Source organism: Metapseudomonas boanensis (assembly GCF_042232855.1).
Classification (GTDB): Bacteria; Pseudomonadota; Gammaproteobacteria; order Pseudomonadales; family Pseudomonadaceae; genus Metapseudomonas; species Metapseudomonas boanensis.
Genome location: NZ_CP113889.1, coordinates 3289207 through 3305811, shown reverse-complemented (window position 1 = coordinate 3305811; position 16605 = coordinate 3289207). Strand labels below are relative to the sequence as shown.

Genomic DNA, 16605 nt, shown 5'->3' with positions numbered 1-16605 from the left:
GGTCGTGTTTCGCTTCTCTTGAGTCTTGAATTCGTCGGGCCGCTCAGTCAGCGGCGGAACATCCAGCGGCGACACAGCCACCTGCCGGACAGGCCGGGGCGGCATCGCCAGCGGCCAGGTTCTTCTTCGCGCCGGTCTTGAAGTCAGTCTCGTACCAGCCCCCGCCCTTGAGGCGGAACCCTGGCAAGGAGAGTATTTTCTTCAACTCGGGCGCCTTGCAGGTCGGACAATCGACCAACGGTGCATCGCTGAACTTCTGGATCGCTTCCAGCTGATGGCCACAGGAAGCGCACTGATACTCATAAATAGGCATCTGCCGACTCCGGTCATCGGTGCAAACGAGCCGCAAGCCGAGGCTAGGCGGCAAAGCGCGCGATTATATAGGTTTAATCGCCGCGGCGCAGCCGCCCCTCACCCCATACCAACCAGCCACCCGACACAACAAGGCGCAACGACAACTGGCCGGATCCGCTAGCCCCTCCAGGCAAGCACCGATTGCCGGAAGCAGCTCCAGCTCAATCAGCCCCCGCCGCACCAGAAAATGGTTGAATCCAAGGCCTGCCAATTACTTCTAACCATTGCCTCCATTGACTCAAGCCAAGGCCGAGCCGCAATCAGCCTGTGCTAGTCTGTGGCCATCACCGGGCCAGCCAAGCCCGCAGCTACCCAGAGGAGAACTGGTATGGAAATCAACATTGGAATCGCCGAGCAGGACCGCGCAGCCATTGCCGAAGGATTGTCTCGCCTGCTGGCTGACACCTATACCCTCTACCTGAAGACCCACAACTTCCACTGGAATGTCACAGGCCCCATGTTCAACACGCTGCACCTCATGTTCGAAGGGCAGTACAACGAACTGGCCCTGGCGGTGGATGCCATCGCCGAACGCATTCGCGCACTGGGCTTCCCGGCTCCGGGAACATACGCTGCCTATGCCCGACTGTCCTCCATCAAAGAGGAGGAAGGCGTCCCCAGTGCCGAGGACATGATCAGGCAACTGGTCCAGGGCCAGGAAGCGGTCGTACGCACAGCGCGCGGTATTTTCCCGCTGCTGGACAAGGTCAGCGACGAACCCACTGCGGACCTACTGACCCAGCGTATGCAAGTGCACGAGAAAACCGCCTGGATGCTGCGCAGCCTCCTGGCAGCCTGAGCTAGCCAACCACTACGGAAAGCCCGGTTTTCCGGGCCTTCCGCTATGCGACGAGAGCCTCGCTGTTCTATGCTCTGCCAACTCGAAAAATCGCAACAGTGAAGTGCATGAGCCAGCCTCCGAAACCTCCGTCGCTGCTTGAGCTTTACCCCGAAGAAACCCGAGAAGCCGCCGACCTGCTAAAGCAAGCCGTGCCGCTGATGGTGCGCCACGCAATACCCCCAAACCCAGTGCACTATGCACTTTGGTACACCTACAGCAAGGGCATGATGCCCGATCTGAATCGTCGCCTCGACAAGATCGTTAGTGACTTCGACGTCTTTCCGCCCGACTCTGCCCTGAAGCTGTTTCGCGACTACATCATCCGCGGAGAGCTTGAGGAGGCTCGCACAGGGCAGCAGCAGGTCATCGATCTGGTCGACGATATCGAGGGCGACGTTTCGCGCAGCGTCAGTGGCAGTCATTCCTATCAGACCAGCCTCGCTGCAGGCCTGGCCGCGCTGCACGAACCGATCATCGACGACCTCCCAAACGTGCTTAGCCAGCTGCAACAAAGCACCCAGGTCATGCAAGAGCAGCAGGAGCAGTTCCTGTATCGACTCCGCGCCGCCCAGTCAGAAATCCAGCACCTGCGCAATCAGCTGGAGCGCGCTCAACTGGCTGCAACGCTCGATGGTCTGACGCAAGTCTTCAATCGGCAGGCATTCACCCGCCTGCTCGAGCAATCACTCAACAATGGGCATCAGGGCCTTGCCCTGGTAATGCTCGATATCGATCACTTCAAACAGTTCAACGACCAGTTCGGCCACCCCCTGGGCGATCGTGTTCTGCAACACGTGGGACAACTGTTGCGCGACCTGCTCCCCCCTCGCGCCATGGCCGCGCGGTACGGCGGCGAGGAATTCTGCATCATTCTGCGTGACTGCAAGGACCTCGAAGTGGCACGCAACTTTGCCGAACAGCTACGTAGCAAGGTTCAGGCACTTCGAGTGAAGGTGCGGCGTACCGATCAGGTGCTGGACACCATCACCGCCAGCTTCGGGATGGCCCTGGCCGAGCCATGCGATACGGTGGAAACCCTGATAACCCGCGCCGACGATGCGCTCTACCAAGCCAAGCGCAATGGACGCAACCAGGTTCATCCGGCAATCAAGGAGCCGGTGCCAAGCGCTTGAATTGAGAACCCCAGCCCTTTGCTGTTAAATACGCCCCGTGCTGCGATCTCAATACCAGGATTGCGGCATAGGCCAGTGTCTGCGTCCATTTCTTGCCCAGACTGCTCCTGGGTTTCAGGCAGACACGGCTCTTCCGCTGATGATTCATGTCGAAGGTGAGCCCATTGAACATCTTGAAAATCGTCCATCTCCTGACGGGCGCTGCTGCTTTGTTTTTGTCTTTCATCCCAAGCCTGCGTGCCGATACCCTGCCTTACCTGCAACAACCGGATGCCGTCTACCTGGCCCTGTTCGGCCTGCTCAACCTTCTACTGGCCCCCGTCGTTCCAGCGTGGTCGAAAGGCTCTCGCAACCAGCTCCAGAGCTTGGTTTCCGCACTTCTGGTGCTGTCTGTCATTCTGCAAACGCTGATCCTTCTGGCACCACTGACCACCATCAGTGAACAACCCGCCATCCTGATCAGCATTTCTAGTGCGATCTTGGCAATCGCACTGCACCTGGGAGTCAACCTGCGCAAAGTCACACAGACTGCCCTCCTCTCCCAGGACATGAGCAATCGCGAGACCGGCACAGTGAAATGGTTCAACACCTCCAAAGGGTTCGGCTTCATCTCCCGAGACTCAGGGGACGATATCTTCGTGCATTTCCGCGCCATCCGAGGCGAAGGCCACCGCGTGCTGATCGAAGGACAGCGCGTTGAGTTCTCGGTCATTCAACGCGACAAAGGCCTGCAAGCGGAGGACGTAATCGCCGCTCAGCCCACCCGACGCTGAATAGGTCAATGACACGAAAAAGCCCGCCTAATGGCGGGCTTTTTCATGAGAGCCGATCAATAGTGAGGCGGCGGCGCCTCATCTTCGACCGAACCGAACTGACTGAGCAATTCCTCCTGGCGCCTGGCCAGCGCGGTAAGTTGCAACTGCATCCGATCGACAACGCGCTGCTGAGCGATCAGTACATCGTTGAGGGCTTGGATAGTGTCATCCTGAAACGCCAAACGGCTTTCAAGCTCCGCAATACGCATTTCCAGGCTCATGGCTCACCCCTCACAAAAACGGAAGTCGTCCGTCAGCACCAGACGCAGCTTGGTGCAAATTGCGGCCACCTGCTCATCGCTATAGGGCTGAGCCGGATGGCGCCCCCACACTGGAGCAGGCCAACTCACGTCATCACGTCGACGAACAATGACATGCATGTGCAACTGACTGACGACATTGCCAAGGCTTGCCACATTCATTTTATCGGCGCGGAAGGTGTCCTTCAGGGTTTCAGCAAGGAATGTCGACTCACGCCACAATTGCTGCTGGTCCTCATCACTGAGCTGGAACAGCTCGCTGACCTCATTCCGACGCGGCACCAGAATGAACCAGGGGTACTGCGCATCGTTCATCAACAGCAGACGACACAGGTGAAAATCGCCAATGACCAATGTGTCCTTCTGAAGCCTCGGATCCAGGGCGAACATACTGACTCTCCTGTTCGACTGCGTGAGTGTTGAGCTTAGTCCTCCAGCAACCACCAGCAAAGCAGTGAGATCGGTAAGCCGGAGCGCGCGCAGCATAAGCCAATGCCACCCCGAAACGAAACTCGAAAGGTTCCGAGTTGCCCTCCTTATATAAGAAGGCTTACTGCCCAACATCGCTCACGGCCATACCGCTGATACACTCGAACCAGCATCCACGCATACGCACTCGCCCGATGCCGAAGGAACAGCAACGAGACATTGACGTTACTCTGCGCACCAAAACAGCCCACATCGACCCTTTTCGTTACGAGTCGCCACAGCAAGGTTACGTCTTTGTGCACAGCAATCAGGGACAAGCAATCGGGATCAATCACCCTACGCCATGTCAAGCCCGGATCCTCCCTCGACCCAACCGGAAAGCCTGCCCCAGAAACCCATTCCAGCGCAGCACATCAACACAAACTGATACCCTTACGGGGCCGCCCGGGCACCAGTCAGAATTTTTTTCCTGAGCGAGCAAGAGTTTGTGCACGGTTGTTGCTAGTCAACTGGAGGTCAAAGACCAGGCGGCGTCGAGATCAGTGGAGAGCCATCGGTCCCGCTTCAAGGGCCTGGGGATGAAAGGATGTACGGCAAAAACCTACAAATATGCGACACAACCCTTCTCAAATTGCGACAGCGTCGTGAAGAAATCGTAAGGACCGGGTTTCAACTATCGCCATAATTTTCGTCGTGCTATAAGTTAGCGCCGACACAAAAAGAAAGAACCGCCTTCCATATATAAGAAAGCGGCGAGAATCTTCAAAACCAAAGGAGCAATCACAATGCAAGTGATGAAGTGGAGCGTTATCGCCCTGGCCGTTGCTGCGGGCACCACTCAATTGGCAGTAGCGTCCAGCCAGTCCGAGTCCAAGGGCTTCGTAGAAGACAGCAACCTGACCCTGCTGAACAAGAACTTCTTCTTCTACCGCGACTTCCGCAACAACCCCTCGACCAGCCAGAACTACCGCAAAGAGTGGGCGCACGGCATCAGCGCCATGTACGAGTCCGGCTTCACTCAAGGCACCGTTGGCTTTGGCGTTGATGCCCATGCCATGCTGGGCCTGAAGCTCGACAGCGGTAACGGCACCAACGGAACTGGCCTGCTGCCCACCGGTAGCGATGGCCGCTCCCAGGACGAATACTCCTACGCTGGCGGCGCTGTCAAAGCGCAGATTTCCAACACCCAGCTGAAGTACGGCAACCTGTTCCCGACCGCCCCGGTCTTCGCCACCGGTACCGCTCGCCTGTTCCCAGGCTCCGCTGAGGGCTTCCAGCTGCTGAGCAGCGAGATCGAAGGCCTGAACATCGACGCCGGCCACTTCACTTCCATTCGCGATGGCAGTGCTTCCACCAACAGCCACGGCGAAATCACCACCACCTACACCGGCATCGCTAGCGACAGCGCCGACTACGTGGGCGGCTCCTACGCCTTCAGCGACAACGTCACCGCCAGCGTGTACGGGTCGGAACTGGAAGACATCTGGAATCAGTACTACGGCAACCTGAACTGGAACATTCCGTTCAGCGACAGCCAAGCCCTGAACCTTGACTTCAACGTCTACCGCACCCTGGACGAAGGCAAAGCCCTGGCCGGCGACCTCGACAGCACCGCCTGGTCCGCTGCTGCCGCTTACTCCATCGGCGCGCACAAGTTCACCTTGGCCTACCAGAAGGTGAATGGCGACGAGCCGTTCGACTACATCTCGATGGACGGCCAGAACTCCGGCGACTCCATCTTCCTGGCCAACTCGGTTCAGTACTCCGACTTCAACGGCCCGAACGAGAAGTCGATTCAGGTTCGCTACGACCTGAACATGGCTGAGTACGGCGTTCCCGGCCTGAGCTTCATGGCTCGTTACATCACCGGTGACGACGTCGACGGCACCAAGGCCGACCCGAACGGCGCATTCGCCGGCGCAATCGGTGACGATGGCAAGGAATGGGAACGTGACATCGAGATGAAGTACGTGGTTCAGGAAGGCGCCGCCAAGGACCTGTCCTTCCGCGTTCGTCACGCCAGCTGGCGCGCCAACAGCGACATGGCCTTCTTCGGCTCCGCTGGCGGTACTGCCAACGACGAAATCCGTCTGATCACCGAGTACCCGCTGGATATCCTGTAATTCCAGCTTCGGTTATTCGAGACGCTCAAAAGAAGCCCGGCCTAGCCGGGCTTCTTTTTTGAACGCATATATAGAAGCCAGTCATAAATCAAACAGGATCATTTAGTGAGGTAACGCGTAAGTTCCCGTTACATGAGCCACAAGCTCGCCCTCCTCCCCTGCGGAAAATAACGACACCTCACACACGGCCTGCCTTCGAGTCAGCTTCAGTATGCGGGCCTCGGCAATCAGGTCGACCGGTTTCGGCTTGGCCAGGAAGTTAATGTTCAAGTTGGACGTCACGGCCATCTCCACCCGGCCAAGGCTCCCGAACACCACCGCATACATGGCCGCATCGGCCAGCGCCATGATCGTCGGGCCGGATAGCGTCCCTCCCGGGCGCACCAGTTTGGCCTGGAAGGGTACCCGTGCCAGAGCTCCACGCTCATCAAGCCGATCAATACGCAAGTCCATATCGTCCGCCATCGGGACGCCTGCACGTATAAGCGCCTGAACCTGCTCCGCCGTCAGTCTGTCCATCCCCTGCTTCCTCCGTTTCCAGGACCGCAATCCTGTACGCCACTTGATCAGCGCCGTACAATGCCGAGCCATTCAACCCTATCGCAACCGACAAAACGGCCAAACATGCGTACCAGTCAGTACCTGCTCTCAACCCTCAAGGAAACCCCCTCCGACGCCGTGGTGATCAGCCACCAACTGCTGCTGCGGGCAGGCATGATCCGCAAGCTCGCCTCCGGCCTGTATACCTGGCTGCCGATGGGCCTGCGTGTGCTGCGCAAGGTCGAAACCGTGGTCCGCGAGGAGATGAATGCCGCAGGCGCGCTGGAAGTGCTGATGCCAGCTGTGCAGCCTGCCGAGCTCTGGCAGGAGTCCGGCCGTTGGGAGCAATACGGTCCCGAGCTGCTGCGCCTGCATGACCGCCATGACCGCGAATTCTGCGTCGGCCCGACCCACGAAGAAGTAATCACGGACCTGGCGCGCAATGAGCTGAACAGCTACAAGCAACTGCCGATCAACTTCTATCAGATCCAGACCAAGTTCCGCGACGAGATCCGTCCCCGCTTCGGCCTGATGCGCGGCCGCGAGTTCATCATGAAGGACGCCTACTCCTTCCACATGAACCAGGAGTCGCTGCAGGAAACCTATGACCGCATGCACCAGGCCTACTGCAATGTGTTCAGCCGCCTGGGCTTGGACTTCCGCCCCGTACTTGCCGATACAGGCTCCATCGGCGGCACTGGCTCCCACGAGTTCCACGTGCTGGCAGACTCGGGCGAAGACGACATCGCCTTCAGCGACAGCTCCGACTACGCCGCCAACATCGAGAAGGCCGAGGCACTGCCTCGCGAGAAGGAGCGCGCCGCTCCCAGCGAAGACCTCCGCCTGATCGACACCCCGGACACCAAGACCATCGCCGACCTGGTGGAAAAGTTCGGCTTGCCGATTGAGAAGACCATCAAGACCCTCGTCGTGCATGGCGCGGAAGAAGGCACCCTGGTCGCTCTGATTGTCCGCGGCGACCACGAACTGAACGAAATCAAGGCCGCCAACCTGGCCCAGGTAGCCAACCCGCTGGTATTCGCCAGCGAGACTGAACTGCGCCAGGCAATCGGCGCTGGCGCTGGCTCGCTGGGCCCGCTCAACTTGCCGCTGCCCTGCATCGTCGACCGCTCCGTGGCCCTGATGAGCGACTTCGCCATCGGCGCCAATATCGATGACAAGCACTACTTCGGCGTCAACTGGGATCGCGACCTGCCATTGCCGGAAGTGGCTGACCTGCGTAACGTCGTAGCCGGCGACCCTAGCCCGGACGGCAACGGCACTCTGGTGATCAAGCGCGGCATCGAAGTCGGGCACATCTTCCAGCTGGGCACCAAGTACAGCGAAGCCATGAAGCTCAACGTCCTGAGCGAGCAAGGCAAACCGGTCACCCTGATCATGGGGTGCTACGGCATTGGTGTGTCGCGCGTCGTCGCTGCCGCAATCGAGCAGAACTACGACGATCGCGGCATCCTCTGGCCGGACGCCCTGGCCCCCTTCCAGGTCGCTCTGGTCCCGCTGAAGTACGAGACTCCCGCAGTCAAGGAAGCTACCGACAAGCTCTACGCTGACCTGCGCGCCGCGGGCATCGAAGTTCTGCTCGATGACCGTGACAAGAAGACCAGCCCCGGCGTCAAATTTGCCGACATGGAGTTGATCGGCATTCCCCACCGCATCGTGGTAAGCGAACGCGGCCTGGCCGAAGGCACCCTGGAATACAAGAACCGCCGCGAATCAGATAGCCAGGCTATCCCGGTCGCAGAAGCGCTTTCCTTCATTACCACCCGCACAAATCGCTGATCGATAAAATGCCCATGTGTAGTTCCCATCGCCTTGCCGGCGCCGCCTTGTGCGGCGCCCTCTTCGTCAGCGGTTGCGCAAATCACTTGCCGCAGCGTAGCGAACACGAAGAGCGCATCGAGCGTAAATTGCTCAATCACAGCTTGCAGATCGATGCAGGCGAACCCCAGGTGCTGGAACTGCCACAACGGCGCATTCGGATCATTGAGCAGAAGACCTTCGAAGTCACCGAGTTCGAGGTAAGCCGTCACTACGACCGCTACACCCCTTACCAGCCCTGGCGCGAGCTCTACGAGGTACCACTTGGTGCGGTAGCGGTGGTGGCGGGTATCGGCGCCAACGCGCTCAACGTCGTCCTGCTCGGCAGCCTGCCGGATACGGCCACCAAGGACTGGATCAGCTACGGTTTTGCCGGCCTCAACCCGGCGATGAACGTCGAGTCCAACGGCCGCTCGGAGCAGAACCTGGCCAGCCTCGACGAGAAGCAGCTGGATAAGCGCATGGAATACTCCAGCCTCCCCTGGGCGGAGCGGCCAGTGCTGGTCAAGGCGGGCGCGCAAACCCACGAACTGCTCACTGATCGCAATGGCATACTGCGCCTCAACCTGCTCGACGGCCCGTTTGCTGAACAGGACATCAACCGCATCGGCAAGCTTCAGCTGAGCGTCGAGGACCCACTGGACAATGCACGCGCCGATGCCACGCTCATGGTCAGCCATAGTCTGCGCGGCAAGTTAGGTGAAGCCCACTCGCTGATCTTCGAAGACCTCGAAGATGATGAAGTGCCGCAGTGGGTGCACAGGGTCAAGCGTCTGTCCGAGTTGGGCATGGAGGAAGAGGCCAGTGAGCTTGAACAGAGCTTGATCGAATTGACCCGCAATGACCCGGAACTGCAGCAGGAATTTCTCCAGTCCTTGATGAAGGACGCCGGGCGAATCGCTGCTGACCCGGGCGAATCGGACTGAACAGCCCCTCACAGGAACAGCATCCCGCCCATCGATTCGAGCGCCCTCAACGGCGCACGATGAAACCAGCAACCCCCTGCAAAGGCTGCTGCTGGAGCTCCACAGCACTGACATCGGCCCCCGCGGGGCCTTGCTCCAGCCAACTGGCCAACTCCCGCACAGCCAACTCCTCGCCCTCTATCAGCACCTCCACCCGCCCGTCAGCCAGGTTGCGCACCCAGCCATCCAACTCCAGGCGATCCGCCTGCTCCTGCGCCGATTGCCGGTAGTAAACGCCCTGGACCTTGCCGCTTACGTAGCCATGCAGGCAGATTCTTGCCACTGTCCTATCCCCCTTTGCGTAGAGCTTCGAGCTTTGCGGTCAAGCCAGCAGCACTCTGCTCCCCGAGAAGCCGCTCACGCACCTTTCCTTGAGCATCGATGATGTAAGTAACAGGTAAGGCCTCACTACGTGGCAGCTCAAAACGCTTGGCGGGGTCCTCGGCGAGGACCGTGAAGCTGATGCCCATTTTCTCGGCTGCCTGGCTTAGCTCATCGCCTTGCAAGCCATCGAAGTTCACCCCCAATACTTTCACACCATTGTCACGCTGCGCCACGGCAAATGCATTCAGCTCGGGGATTTCCGTGCGACATGGAGCACACCACTCGGCCCAGTAATTGATGACGAGCCACTGGCCTTCAAGGCGCTCAGCCGCTACCTTTTGACCATGCTGATCGACACCGACATCGTCCGAGCAACCAGCCAGGAACAGGCTGGCGCAGGTCAGCACGAAAGCCCCAATTGCAACCCGGAGTCGCGATCCCATGCTTTTTATCCTCGTGCACACGGGGTTGATATGACGCTGGATGCCTTGCGCCTCCAGGTACCTGACATCCTGAAAGAGAGCGAGGCCCCGCTCGCAAACCTTGCCGGCTTACTCGATGAGGCCCGCCGACATCCTCAGGATAGTGCCCTACAGCAGGTACTATGCCTTCTGTTCGACCTCAATCGCAGTCACCTGACCTTACTTGAAAGGCAACGGGTGCTGCAAAACTTCAGCGAAGAGTTCCGCTTCCATGCGGCTACGCACCTGAACGGAAAGCCGCCGCCCCTCTTCGTCAAACTCTGCGACGAAATGGCGTGCGGGTTCAAGCGCCTGCTACTGCAAATCCTGCAGGGCCATCAGCCTTCACGCCCCCACCTGGCGTGGTGTCTCTATATGGCACAAAGCTTTCTAACCCAGTCAGCACTTCGAAATTACGAACTCTATCAGGAACCTCCACCCGCTCTGTGGCGTGACAGCCACCTGCTGTACTGGATAGGCGACCACCAAAAATGCCTGGATGAGCCAGTCGCTGCAGCCTTCCGACCGACACCGGCCAATACCCTGCGCGGCTTGTACCAGCAAACGTTGCTGCTGGCCTTGAGCAACCCCTTTCATCTGGACGAGGGCACATGCACGACGCTGTTCGGCGCCTTGGCTCCCCTGGCACGGCTGGCGCGGCTGGTGACTTGGGATGCAGATGATGAAAACGGCGGCCCCACGGTCGACCTCACTGAGTCGCAACCCTGCCTTCCGTTCGACCAACAGCCAGACGGCGCCAGGGCCTACCTCCGAAGACTGGAGTTGGGTGCCTTGCTCGTCGCTCTTCACGAACACGCACCGCTGCGTTCAGATACCGAACAGCAGCTATTGGAGAAAGTCCGGCCAAACTGGCTGGGCCAGCAACAACGCCGGCACCCTCGCATCGAGCATACGGGGGCCGGTTCTTTAGCCGTCGGGCTCCACGCCATCCACGCCGATTTGCTGTCCAAACACCCGGTGCGTTGCACAGTAAACCTGATTGATGGCAGCCCCGGAGGGGCGCGACTGCTCTGCAACTCCGATCAGGGTGGCCAGTTGACAGTTGGGCAATTGGTCCTGCTGCACAACCAGGGCTCACCGACACTCGCACTGGTTCGTTGGCGCTACCACAATGCCGAAGGTTTGCATCTGGGCCTGCGCTATCTGAAAGGATTAGCTCGCCCCGTCTGGTTGCGCCGGGCGCCGAACGCGCAAACGCACCCTGGCATACTCCAGAGTACGCCAGAGCCGGGCGCAGACTGGCACCTCGGCCTGTGGCTGCCGTACCAGCAATTCGTCGAAGGGGAAAACCTCTGGCTACAGCTAGCCAGCGTGCATAACCAGGCGATTCTGGCCCTCCCAGCAACCAACCTGGCTACCTCAATGGTTGCGCGCTACCCATTGCAAATGGACTGAACGAGCAAACTGCGAGCCGAGTCACGCCTGAGGAGGGCCGAGAGCACAGTTCCCACTTGGTCGTGCTGCTTATAATCCGGCCAATTCAGTACGCTCGTACCGCCTGCAACCTGGACTAACCATGTCAAAAAACCAGGACACACTCATCGCGCCGATCTGCGACAGCATCATCACGGGTGCCCGCGCCTCACTTACGACCTACGATGGCCGAGTGACAGAGTTCAACGTCGCGGCCTGGCTGCAAGCACCTGGCCTGAGTAATTTCCCCGTGTCGCTTCTGGTGCGTTACTCCGACGGCGGGGCTCAACGGGAAGTGTTCGTCGATCACGGTAAATTGAACGCAAAGGGCAAGATCCTGCTGGCCGGCATCGCTCGCCTGCCCTTCAAGAAGAAGATCGAAGTGATGAAGATCCACTTGCGATCGGCCGTGCCGATCAAAGGCCTACTCGTAGATGAGTTGTTCGTGCAGGCCGTCCAGACCGTCGATACCAGGGTCGATCGACTCCACGCCTGACTACTTCGTCATGCTTGAGTGGACAAGCCGTCACTCAGCCTGCGCTTTCAACCACTGAGCCAGGCTGCCTCCGAACAATGCGCGGTGCTCCTCCTGCAGCATCTCCAGGGCGTTACGCAGTGGCGGATACCAGTCCTCGTCCAGATGCGCCGGCAACTGACCCAGTCTGGGCAAGGGCCAGGGGCAGTGGTTCAGCAGCTGATGCAGGCTGTAGTTGCCAAGGTCCCTGCACAGCACCCAGGCTCCACCACTGACACGGCACACCAAATTCTGCGCTTCAAGCAGCTCGAGCATCTCCAGCCACTCGTCCTCCGGTAGATGCCAGCCGGCACGCTGCACATCCAGATGCCGCACTGACAATCCGCGAAGCTGGCGATCGTGGAATACCCGGAGAATGCCCAGCAAAACCAGCAAAGGTGGCAATGCCCTGCGGCGCCAATGCCAAGGTGTGGACAGATTGCACACCAGTTCAGCGCCGAACAATACGATGAGCCAGGACAGGTAGATCCACAACAGGAACAGAGGCACCGTGGCAAAGGCGCCGTAGATCAACTGATAGCCCGGAAAAAAACTGACATAAAGCCCGAACAACGCCTTGGCGGCTTCGAACAACAGGGCCGCGAAGGCGCCCCCGGTTAACGCATGGCCCAGCGGAACCCTCGCATTGGGCACCGCGGCATAGATCAGGGTGAAGGCCGCCACGCTGAACAGCAACGGCATGAAGCCCAGGAGCGTCTTGGCGCCGATCAGCGCATCCAAGCCAGAAAGCAGTGAAAGCGAAGTGATGTAGGTGCTCACCGCAAAGCCGGCGCCAAGCAGCAAGGGACCGAGACTCAGGATCGCCCAATAAAGCAGAAAGCTGGAGACGCCACGTCGGGGCTGACGAACCCGCCAGATGGTATTGAAGGCCTTTTCGATGGTAACCAGCATCATGAACGCGGTCACCACCAACACCGCCACTCCGACCCACGTCAGTTGCCGAGCCTGGACTGTAAAAGCCCGCAGATACTCCTGCAGCACCTCACCAGCGGACGGTACGAAGTTGCGGAAGATGAAACTCTGGATCTGCTCTCCCGTGCCTTGGAACGCCGGGATGGCGGACAGCATGGTGAAGGTCACCGTCATCATCGGCACCACCGCGAACAGGCTCGTGTAGGTCAGCGCAGCGGCACTGTTGGCTCCACGGTCGACAACGAATCGCTGAAGCAGAAAGCGCCAGAATTCCACGACATCGCTCAGGCGTTGGCGCATTCCATCTCCTTGATTGTTGACCGACCGGCCCGCCTCAACAGACCGTTTCTGCCGCGCACGGTTCAGACCGGCGCCCCTACGCGGTTAGAATAGCCGCCTCTACCAAGCCCTTGCGACCCCGATATGACCGAACTCACGCTCTACCACAACCCTCGCTGCTCCAAGTCCCGCGGCGCCCTGGAGCTGCTTGAAGCACGCGGCCTGGCTCCCAAGGTGGTTCGTTACCTGGAGACCCCACCCAATGCAGCCGAACTGCGTGACCTGCTCGCCAAGCTGGGGCTCAACGCCCGGCAGCTGCTACGCACCGGTGAGGACGAATACAAGGCATTGCACCTGGATTCAGCCGATATCACCGAGGATCAGTTGATCGCGGCCATGGTGGCGCATCCCAAGCTGATCGAGCGACCGATTCTGGTAGCTGGAAGCAAGGCTGTCGTTGGACGTCCGCCAGAAAAAGTGCTGGAGATCCTCCCTTGAGCGCACCCTACATCCTGATCCTCTATTACAGCCGCCACGGCGCGACGGCAGGAATGGCCCGGCAGATTGCACGTGGCGTCGAGCTTGCAGGCCTGGAAGCTCGACTGCGCACCGTCCCGGCGGTATCCGCCGAATGCGAAGCGGTGGCGCCGGACATTCCTGCCGATGGAGCGCTCTACGCAACGCTGGATGACTTGCGCCATTGTGCCGGACTGATCCTCGGCAGCCCGACACGCTTCGGCAACATGGCAGCACCGCTGAAATACTTCCTGGACAGCACCAGCAGCCTTTGGCTAACCGGCGAACTGGTCGGCAAGCCGGCAGCAGTATTCACCTCCACCGCCAGCCTGCACGGTGGCCAGGAAACCACCCAGATTTCCATGCTCCTGCCCCTGATGCACCACGGCATGCTGGTCACTGGCCTGCCCTATAGCGAGCCTGCACTGTTGGAAACCCGGGGCGGTGGTACCCCCTACGGCGCCAGCCACCATGCCGGCGCCGATGGCAAGCGACCATTGGACGAACATGAAATCACGCTTTGCCGAGCCCTCGGCCAGCGCCTGGCGCATATCGCCCAACGCCTGGAGGCACGGCGTGACTAGAAAACCCAAGCAACTCCCAGAACTGACCTGGCTCGCCCCCCGTCTGGCAGTCAGCCGTGCCGTCAGCCTGCTGAGCTTCCTGGCGCTGGCCGTATTGCTCGCAGTCTGGACGATGGCTTTCGCAGACCTGCATGGCGCCCGCCCATGGGTGATCCTCGCCATCGAACTGGTGCCGCTTGCCCTGCTCGCCCCCGGAATGATCATGGGCAATGCTCGCGTCCACGCCTGGGCATGCTTCGTAGTGAACCTCTACTTCATCCAGGGCGTACTCGCAGCCATCGACCCTGCAAGGGCTATCTTCGGCTGGCTGGAAGCAGGGCTCAGCCTGGCGCTGTTCTGCTCAGCGCTGCTCTACACGCGCTGGCGCTTCCAGTACAACCGCAAGCTGGCAGGGGAATGATGTAAAGGTCGATTGAGCCGCACGACGGAGCCAAGCGTCGACAGCATCATCTGCTGTCGACACCCTACCAGCCCAGGATTTCCTTCAGAAATGGAATGGTCAACTTGCGCTGGGCCTGTAGCGAGGCCTGATCGAGGATGTCGAGAAGGTCGAACAGGCTGCTCATGCTGCGCGTTCCGCGAGTCAGGATGAAGCGACCTACCTCGTCCGTCAGATGCAAGCCACGTCGTGATGCCCGCAACTGCAGCGCACGCAGCTTGTCCTCGTCAGACAACGGCTGCAGCTGGAAAATCAGCGAAAGGGTCAGGCGCGACTTCAAATCCGGCAACTTCACCGGCAAGCCGCGAGGCGCTGTATTGGCGGCCAAGAGCAACTTGCGCCCCGCATCGCGCAGGCGATTGAAGAGATGGAACATCCCCTCTTCCCACTCGCGACGCCCCGCCAATGCGTCCAGATCGTCCAGGCAAACCAACTCACACTGTTCGAGATTGTCGAAGATTTCTGGGCCATATTCCACGAGATCAGCCAGCGGCAGGTAGATCGCCTGCTCACCTCGCTGTGCGAAGCGCAAGCAGGCCGCCTGCAGCAGGTGGCTGCGTCCGACACCCTCGCCACCCCACAGGTAGATCAGGCTTTCGGTCCAGCCAGCATCCGCTTCGCAAAGGCGCTCGACATAGCCGAGGGCCGCAGCATTCGCGCCGGGATAGAAGTTTGCGAAGGTGGCGTCATCACGCAGACGCACACTCAGGGGAAGCTGGATCGGTATCATGCCGTACTGCTGGGATCGTCGGGGCCGCTGACCGGCTTTCCGTAAAGATCCGAAAGTTTATATAAATCATGCGCATGGCGCAGCAAGACCATGACAATTGCTGCAACAGGAAGCGCCAGGAGCACGCCGGTAAAGCCAAAAAGCTGTCCTCCAGCCAGGATTGCAAAGATGACCGCCACCGGATGCAAGCCAATCCTGTCACCCACCAGCATCGGTGTCAGCAACATGCCTTCGAGCAATTGGCCCACCGTGAACACCGTCGCCACACCGATCAGCGGGTAGAGTTCGAAGCCACCGAACTGAAACAAGGCTGCCACTACCGCCGCACCAAATCCAACGACGAAGCCCATGTAGGGAACAAGGCTCGCCAGCCCAGCCAACAGCCCGATCAGCAAGCCCACGTCGAGGCCAACCAGCATCAGACCCACGGCATAGATCAGCCCCAGCGCCAGCATCACCAGCAATTGGCCTCGCAGGAACGCACCCAGTACCTCATGGCACTCGCCTACCAGGGCGACGACCAATCCCTCCCGCTGGCGTGGCAGCAGTCCACGCAGCCTGCCCACCATCAGGTCCCAATCACGCAGCAGATAAAACCCCACGACGGGAATCAGCAGCAGGTTACCGAGCCAGGCAAGCAGTGCCAGGCCAGATGCAGTCACCTGCGTTAACAACGCACTGGCAATATCCGTGGTCTGTCCCAAATGGCTGGTGATAACCGTCTTGACCTTGTCGAGCTGCCAGAAACCCTGTGGCAGTCCCAGCTTCACCTGGACCCAGGGCAAAGCGCTGTGCTGCAGCCAATCGAGCATCTGCGGCGCCAATTCATACAGGCGCAGCAATTGGCGCCCGAACATCGGCAACGCCACCAGCAGCAAGGCCAGGAGGATGACACCAAAAAGCCCGAAGACGAGGATTACACCCCAGGCACGCGACAAGCCCCAGCGTTCCAGCCTGTCCACCAGCGGATCACCCAGGTAGGCCAACAACATCCCTACCAGAAACGGGGACAACACCGAGTGAAGCTGATAGACCAGCCACCCCAGCAGCAAAAGGCCGCCGAGCCAAAGCCAGCGACGTGATTCGGTCATT

20 protein-coding genes and 1 pseudogene are annotated in these 16605 nt (G+C 59.7%); 12 read left to right on the top strand and 9 right to left on the bottom strand.

What is annotated here, in order from left to right:
• Window positions 1-43: 43 nt before the first annotated feature.
• Window positions 44-313, bottom strand: a complete 270-nt coding sequence (locus OXH74_RS15335) for an FmdB family zinc ribbon protein (RefSeq protein ID WP_375737760.1) — start codon at window positions 311-313, stop codon at window positions 44-46.
• Window positions 314-682: 369 nt separating this feature from the next.
• Here OXH74_RS15335 and OXH74_RS15330 point away from each other — a divergent pair, with 369 nt between their 5' ends.
• From OXH74_RS15330 to OXH74_RS15315, 4 genes and pseudogenes are all read left to right on the top strand, one after another.
• Window positions 683-1153 carry a Dps family protein gene (locus tag OXH74_RS15330; protein ID WP_215376749.1) on the top strand — a complete coding sequence of 157 codons (471 nt, stop codon included), beginning with the start codon at window positions 683-685 and terminating at the stop codon, window positions 1151-1153.
• A 107-nt stretch (window positions 1154-1260) separates the two neighbouring features.
• Window positions 1261-2328, top strand: a complete 1068-nt coding sequence (locus OXH74_RS15325) for a GGDEF domain-containing protein (protein ID WP_375737759.1) — start codon at window positions 1261-1263, stop codon at window positions 2326-2328.
• Between the two features lie 146 nt (window positions 2329-2474).
• Window positions 2475-2819 (top strand): annotated as a pseudogene (locus OXH74_RS15320) (cold shock domain-containing protein membrane protein); the annotation flags it as partial.
• Between the two features lie 57 nt (window positions 2820-2876).
• The gene (locus OXH74_RS15315) at window positions 2877-3101 is read left to right on the top strand and encodes a cold shock domain-containing protein (RefSeq protein ID WP_215377083.1); all 225 of its coding nucleotides are present in this window, start codon (window positions 2877-2879) and stop codon (window positions 3099-3101) included.
• Window positions 3102-3157: 56 nt separating this feature from the next.
• Here the strand turns inward: OXH74_RS15315 and OXH74_RS15310 are convergent, their stop codons facing one another.
• Both OXH74_RS15310 and OXH74_RS15305 read right to left on the bottom strand, forming a co-directional pair.
• Window positions 3158-3364, bottom strand: a complete 207-nt coding sequence (locus tag OXH74_RS15310) for a SlyX family protein (protein WP_375737758.1) — start codon at window positions 3362-3364, stop codon at window positions 3158-3160.
• Between the two features lie 3 nt (window positions 3365-3367).
• Window positions 3368-3793 (bottom strand): HIT family protein, encoded by a 426-nt coding sequence (locus tag OXH74_RS15305; RefSeq protein ID WP_375737757.1) that lies wholly within the window; start codon window positions 3791-3793, stop codon window positions 3368-3370.
• Between the two features lie 824 nt (window positions 3794-4617).
• Here OXH74_RS15305 and OXH74_RS15300 point away from each other — a divergent pair.
• Window positions 4618-5955 (top strand): OprD family porin, encoded by a 1338-nt coding sequence (locus tag OXH74_RS15300; RefSeq protein ID WP_375737756.1) that lies wholly within the window; start codon window positions 4618-4620, stop codon window positions 5953-5955.
• Between the two features lie 102 nt (window positions 5956-6057).
• On the opposite strand, the gene OXH74_RS15295 is transcribed toward OXH74_RS15300, so the two are convergent.
• Window positions 6058-6465, bottom strand: coding sequence for a PaaI family thioesterase (locus tag OXH74_RS15295; RefSeq protein WP_375741626.1), 408 nt, complete (start codon window positions 6463-6465; stop codon window positions 6058-6060).
• A 114-nt stretch (window positions 6466-6579) separates the two neighbouring features.
• Between OXH74_RS15295 and OXH74_RS15290 the strand changes: the two genes are divergently transcribed.
• Together OXH74_RS15290 and OXH74_RS15285 are read left to right on the top strand one after the other, a co-directional pair.
• Window positions 6580-8295, top strand: coding sequence for a proline--tRNA ligase (locus OXH74_RS15290; RefSeq protein ID WP_375737755.1), 1716 nt, complete (start codon window positions 6580-6582; stop codon window positions 8293-8295).
• A 14-nt stretch (window positions 8296-8309) separates the two neighbouring features.
• Window positions 8310-9260 carry a hypothetical protein gene (locus OXH74_RS15285; RefSeq protein WP_375737754.1) on the top strand — a complete coding sequence of 317 codons (951 nt, stop codon included), beginning with the start codon at window positions 8310-8312 and terminating at the stop codon, window positions 9258-9260.
• A 46-nt stretch (window positions 9261-9306) separates the two neighbouring features.
• Here the strand turns inward: OXH74_RS15285 and OXH74_RS15280 are convergent, their stop codons facing one another.
• On the bottom strand, window positions 9307-9582 hold the full coding sequence (locus OXH74_RS15280) for an acylphosphatase (RefSeq protein WP_375737753.1): 276 nt from the start codon (window positions 9580-9582) through the stop codon (window positions 9307-9309).
• 4 nt (window positions 9583-9586) lie between these two features.
• Window positions 9587-10066: a TlpA disulfide reductase family protein gene (locus OXH74_RS15275; protein WP_375737752.1), complete on the bottom strand. Its 480-nt coding sequence runs from the start codon at window positions 10064-10066 to the stop codon at window positions 9587-9589.
• 30 nt (window positions 10067-10096) lie between these two features.
• Here OXH74_RS15275 and OXH74_RS15270 point away from each other — a divergent pair, with 30 nt between their 5' ends.
• Together OXH74_RS15270 and OXH74_RS15265 are read left to right on the top strand one after the other, a co-directional pair.
• A complete protein-coding gene (locus OXH74_RS15270; protein WP_375737751.1) occupies window positions 10097-11500 on the top strand; it encodes a PilZ domain-containing protein in 1404 nt (467 codons plus the stop codon).
• A 121-nt stretch (window positions 11501-11621) separates the two neighbouring features.
• The gene (locus tag OXH74_RS15265) at window positions 11622-12014 is read left to right on the top strand and encodes a hypothetical protein (protein WP_375737750.1); all 393 of its coding nucleotides are present in this window, start codon (window positions 11622-11624) and stop codon (window positions 12012-12014) included.
• Between the two features lie 30 nt (window positions 12015-12044).
• On the opposite strand, the gene OXH74_RS15260 is transcribed toward OXH74_RS15265, so the two are convergent.
• On the bottom strand, window positions 12045-13265 hold the full coding sequence (locus tag OXH74_RS15260) for a YihY family inner membrane protein (RefSeq protein ID WP_375737749.1): 1221 nt from the start codon (window positions 13263-13265) through the stop codon (window positions 12045-12047).
• A 123-nt stretch (window positions 13266-13388) separates the two neighbouring features.
• Between OXH74_RS15260 and arsC the strand changes: the two genes are divergently transcribed.
• Genes arsC through OXH74_RS15245 form a run of 3 tightly spaced genes read left to right on the top strand, consistent with a single transcriptional unit; the run spans window position 13389 to window position 14744 of the window.
• Complete coding sequence (gene arsC, locus OXH74_RS15255; protein WP_375737748.1) at window positions 13389-13742, top strand: arsenate reductase (glutaredoxin); 354 nt, start codon at window positions 13389-13391, stop codon at window positions 13740-13742.
• Window positions 13739-14344, top strand: a complete 606-nt coding sequence (gene wrbA, locus OXH74_RS15250; protein WP_375737747.1) for an NAD(P)H:quinone oxidoreductase — start codon at window positions 13739-13741, stop codon at window positions 14342-14344. Before arsC ends, wrbA begins: the two co-directional genes overlap by 4 nt.
• Window positions 14337-14744: a DUF2069 domain-containing protein gene (locus tag OXH74_RS15245; protein ID WP_375737746.1), complete on the top strand. Its 408-nt coding sequence runs from the start codon at window positions 14337-14339 to the stop codon at window positions 14742-14744. The genes wrbA and OXH74_RS15245 overlap by 8 nt, the downstream gene beginning before the upstream one ends.
• Before the next feature lie 64 nt (window positions 14745-14808).
• On the opposite strand, the gene hda is transcribed toward OXH74_RS15245, so the two are convergent.
• Together hda and OXH74_RS15235 are read right to left on the bottom strand one after the other, a co-directional pair.
• On the bottom strand, window positions 14809-15513 hold the full coding sequence (gene hda / locus OXH74_RS15240; RefSeq protein ID WP_375737745.1) for a DnaA regulatory inactivator Hda: 705 nt from the start codon (window positions 15511-15513) through the stop codon (window positions 14809-14811).
• Complete coding sequence (locus tag OXH74_RS15235) at window positions 15510-16604, bottom strand: AI-2E family transporter (RefSeq protein WP_375737744.1); 1095 nt, start codon at window positions 16602-16604, stop codon at window positions 15510-15512. Before OXH74_RS15235 ends, hda begins: the two co-directional genes overlap by 4 nt.
• Between the last annotated feature and the right edge of the window lies 1 nt (window position 16605).

What these genes read in the sequence shown, in the direction of transcription:
- OXH74_RS15235 (WP_375737744.1), bottom strand. Translation starts at nt 16,604, where the DNA reads ATGACCGAATCACGTCGCTGGCTTTGGCTCGGCGGCCTTTTGCTGCTG.
- OXH74_RS15330 (WP_215376749.1), top strand. Translation starts at nt 683, where the DNA reads ATGGAAATCAACATTGGAATCGCCGAGCAGGACCGCGCAGCCATTGCC.
- OXH74_RS15335 (WP_375737760.1), bottom strand. Translation starts at nt 313, where the DNA reads ATGCCTATTTATGAGTATCAGTGCGCTTCCTGTGGCCATCAGCTGGAA.
- arsC (WP_375737748.1), top strand. Translation starts at nt 13,389, where the DNA reads ATGACCGAACTCACGCTCTACCACAACCCTCGCTGCTCCAAGTCCCGC.
- hda (WP_375737745.1), bottom strand. Translation starts at nt 15,513, where the DNA reads ATGATACCGATCCAGCTTCCCCTGAGTGTGCGTCTGCGTGATGACGCC.
- OXH74_RS15290 (WP_375737755.1), top strand. Translation starts at nt 6,580, where the DNA reads ATGCGTACCAGTCAGTACCTGCTCTCAACCCTCAAGGAAACCCCCTCC.
- OXH74_RS15310 (WP_375737758.1), bottom strand. Translation starts at nt 3,364, where the DNA reads ATGAGCCTGGAAATGCGTATTGCGGAGCTTGAAAGCCGTTTGGCGTTT.
- OXH74_RS15275 (WP_375737752.1), bottom strand. Translation starts at nt 10,066, where the DNA reads ATGGGATCGCGACTCCGGGTTGCAATTGGGGCTTTCGTGCTGACCTGC.
- OXH74_RS15285 (WP_375737754.1), top strand. Translation starts at nt 8,310, where the DNA reads ATGTGTAGTTCCCATCGCCTTGCCGGCGCCGCCTTGTGCGGCGCCCTC.
- OXH74_RS15265 (WP_375737750.1), top strand. Translation starts at nt 11,622, where the DNA reads ATGTCAAAAAACCAGGACACACTCATCGCGCCGATCTGCGACAGCATC.
- OXH74_RS15325 (WP_375737759.1), top strand. Translation starts at nt 1,261, where the DNA reads ATGAGCCAGCCTCCGAAACCTCCGTCGCTGCTTGAGCTTTACCCCGAA.
- OXH74_RS15305 (WP_375737757.1), bottom strand. Translation starts at nt 3,793, where the DNA reads ATGTTCGCCCTGGATCCGAGGCTTCAGAAGGACACATTGGTCATTGGC.
- OXH74_RS15270 (WP_375737751.1), top strand. Translation starts at nt 10,097, where the DNA reads ATGACGCTGGATGCCTTGCGCCTCCAGGTACCTGACATCCTGAAAGAG.
- OXH74_RS15300 (WP_375737756.1), top strand. Translation starts at nt 4,618, where the DNA reads ATGCAAGTGATGAAGTGGAGCGTTATCGCCCTGGCCGTTGCTGCGGGC.
- OXH74_RS15315 (WP_215377083.1), top strand. Translation starts at nt 2,877, where the DNA reads ATGAGCAATCGCGAGACCGGCACAGTGAAATGGTTCAACACCTCCAAA.
- OXH74_RS15260 (WP_375737749.1), bottom strand. Translation starts at nt 13,265, where the DNA reads ATGCGCCAACGCCTGAGCGATGTCGTGGAATTCTGGCGCTTTCTGCTT.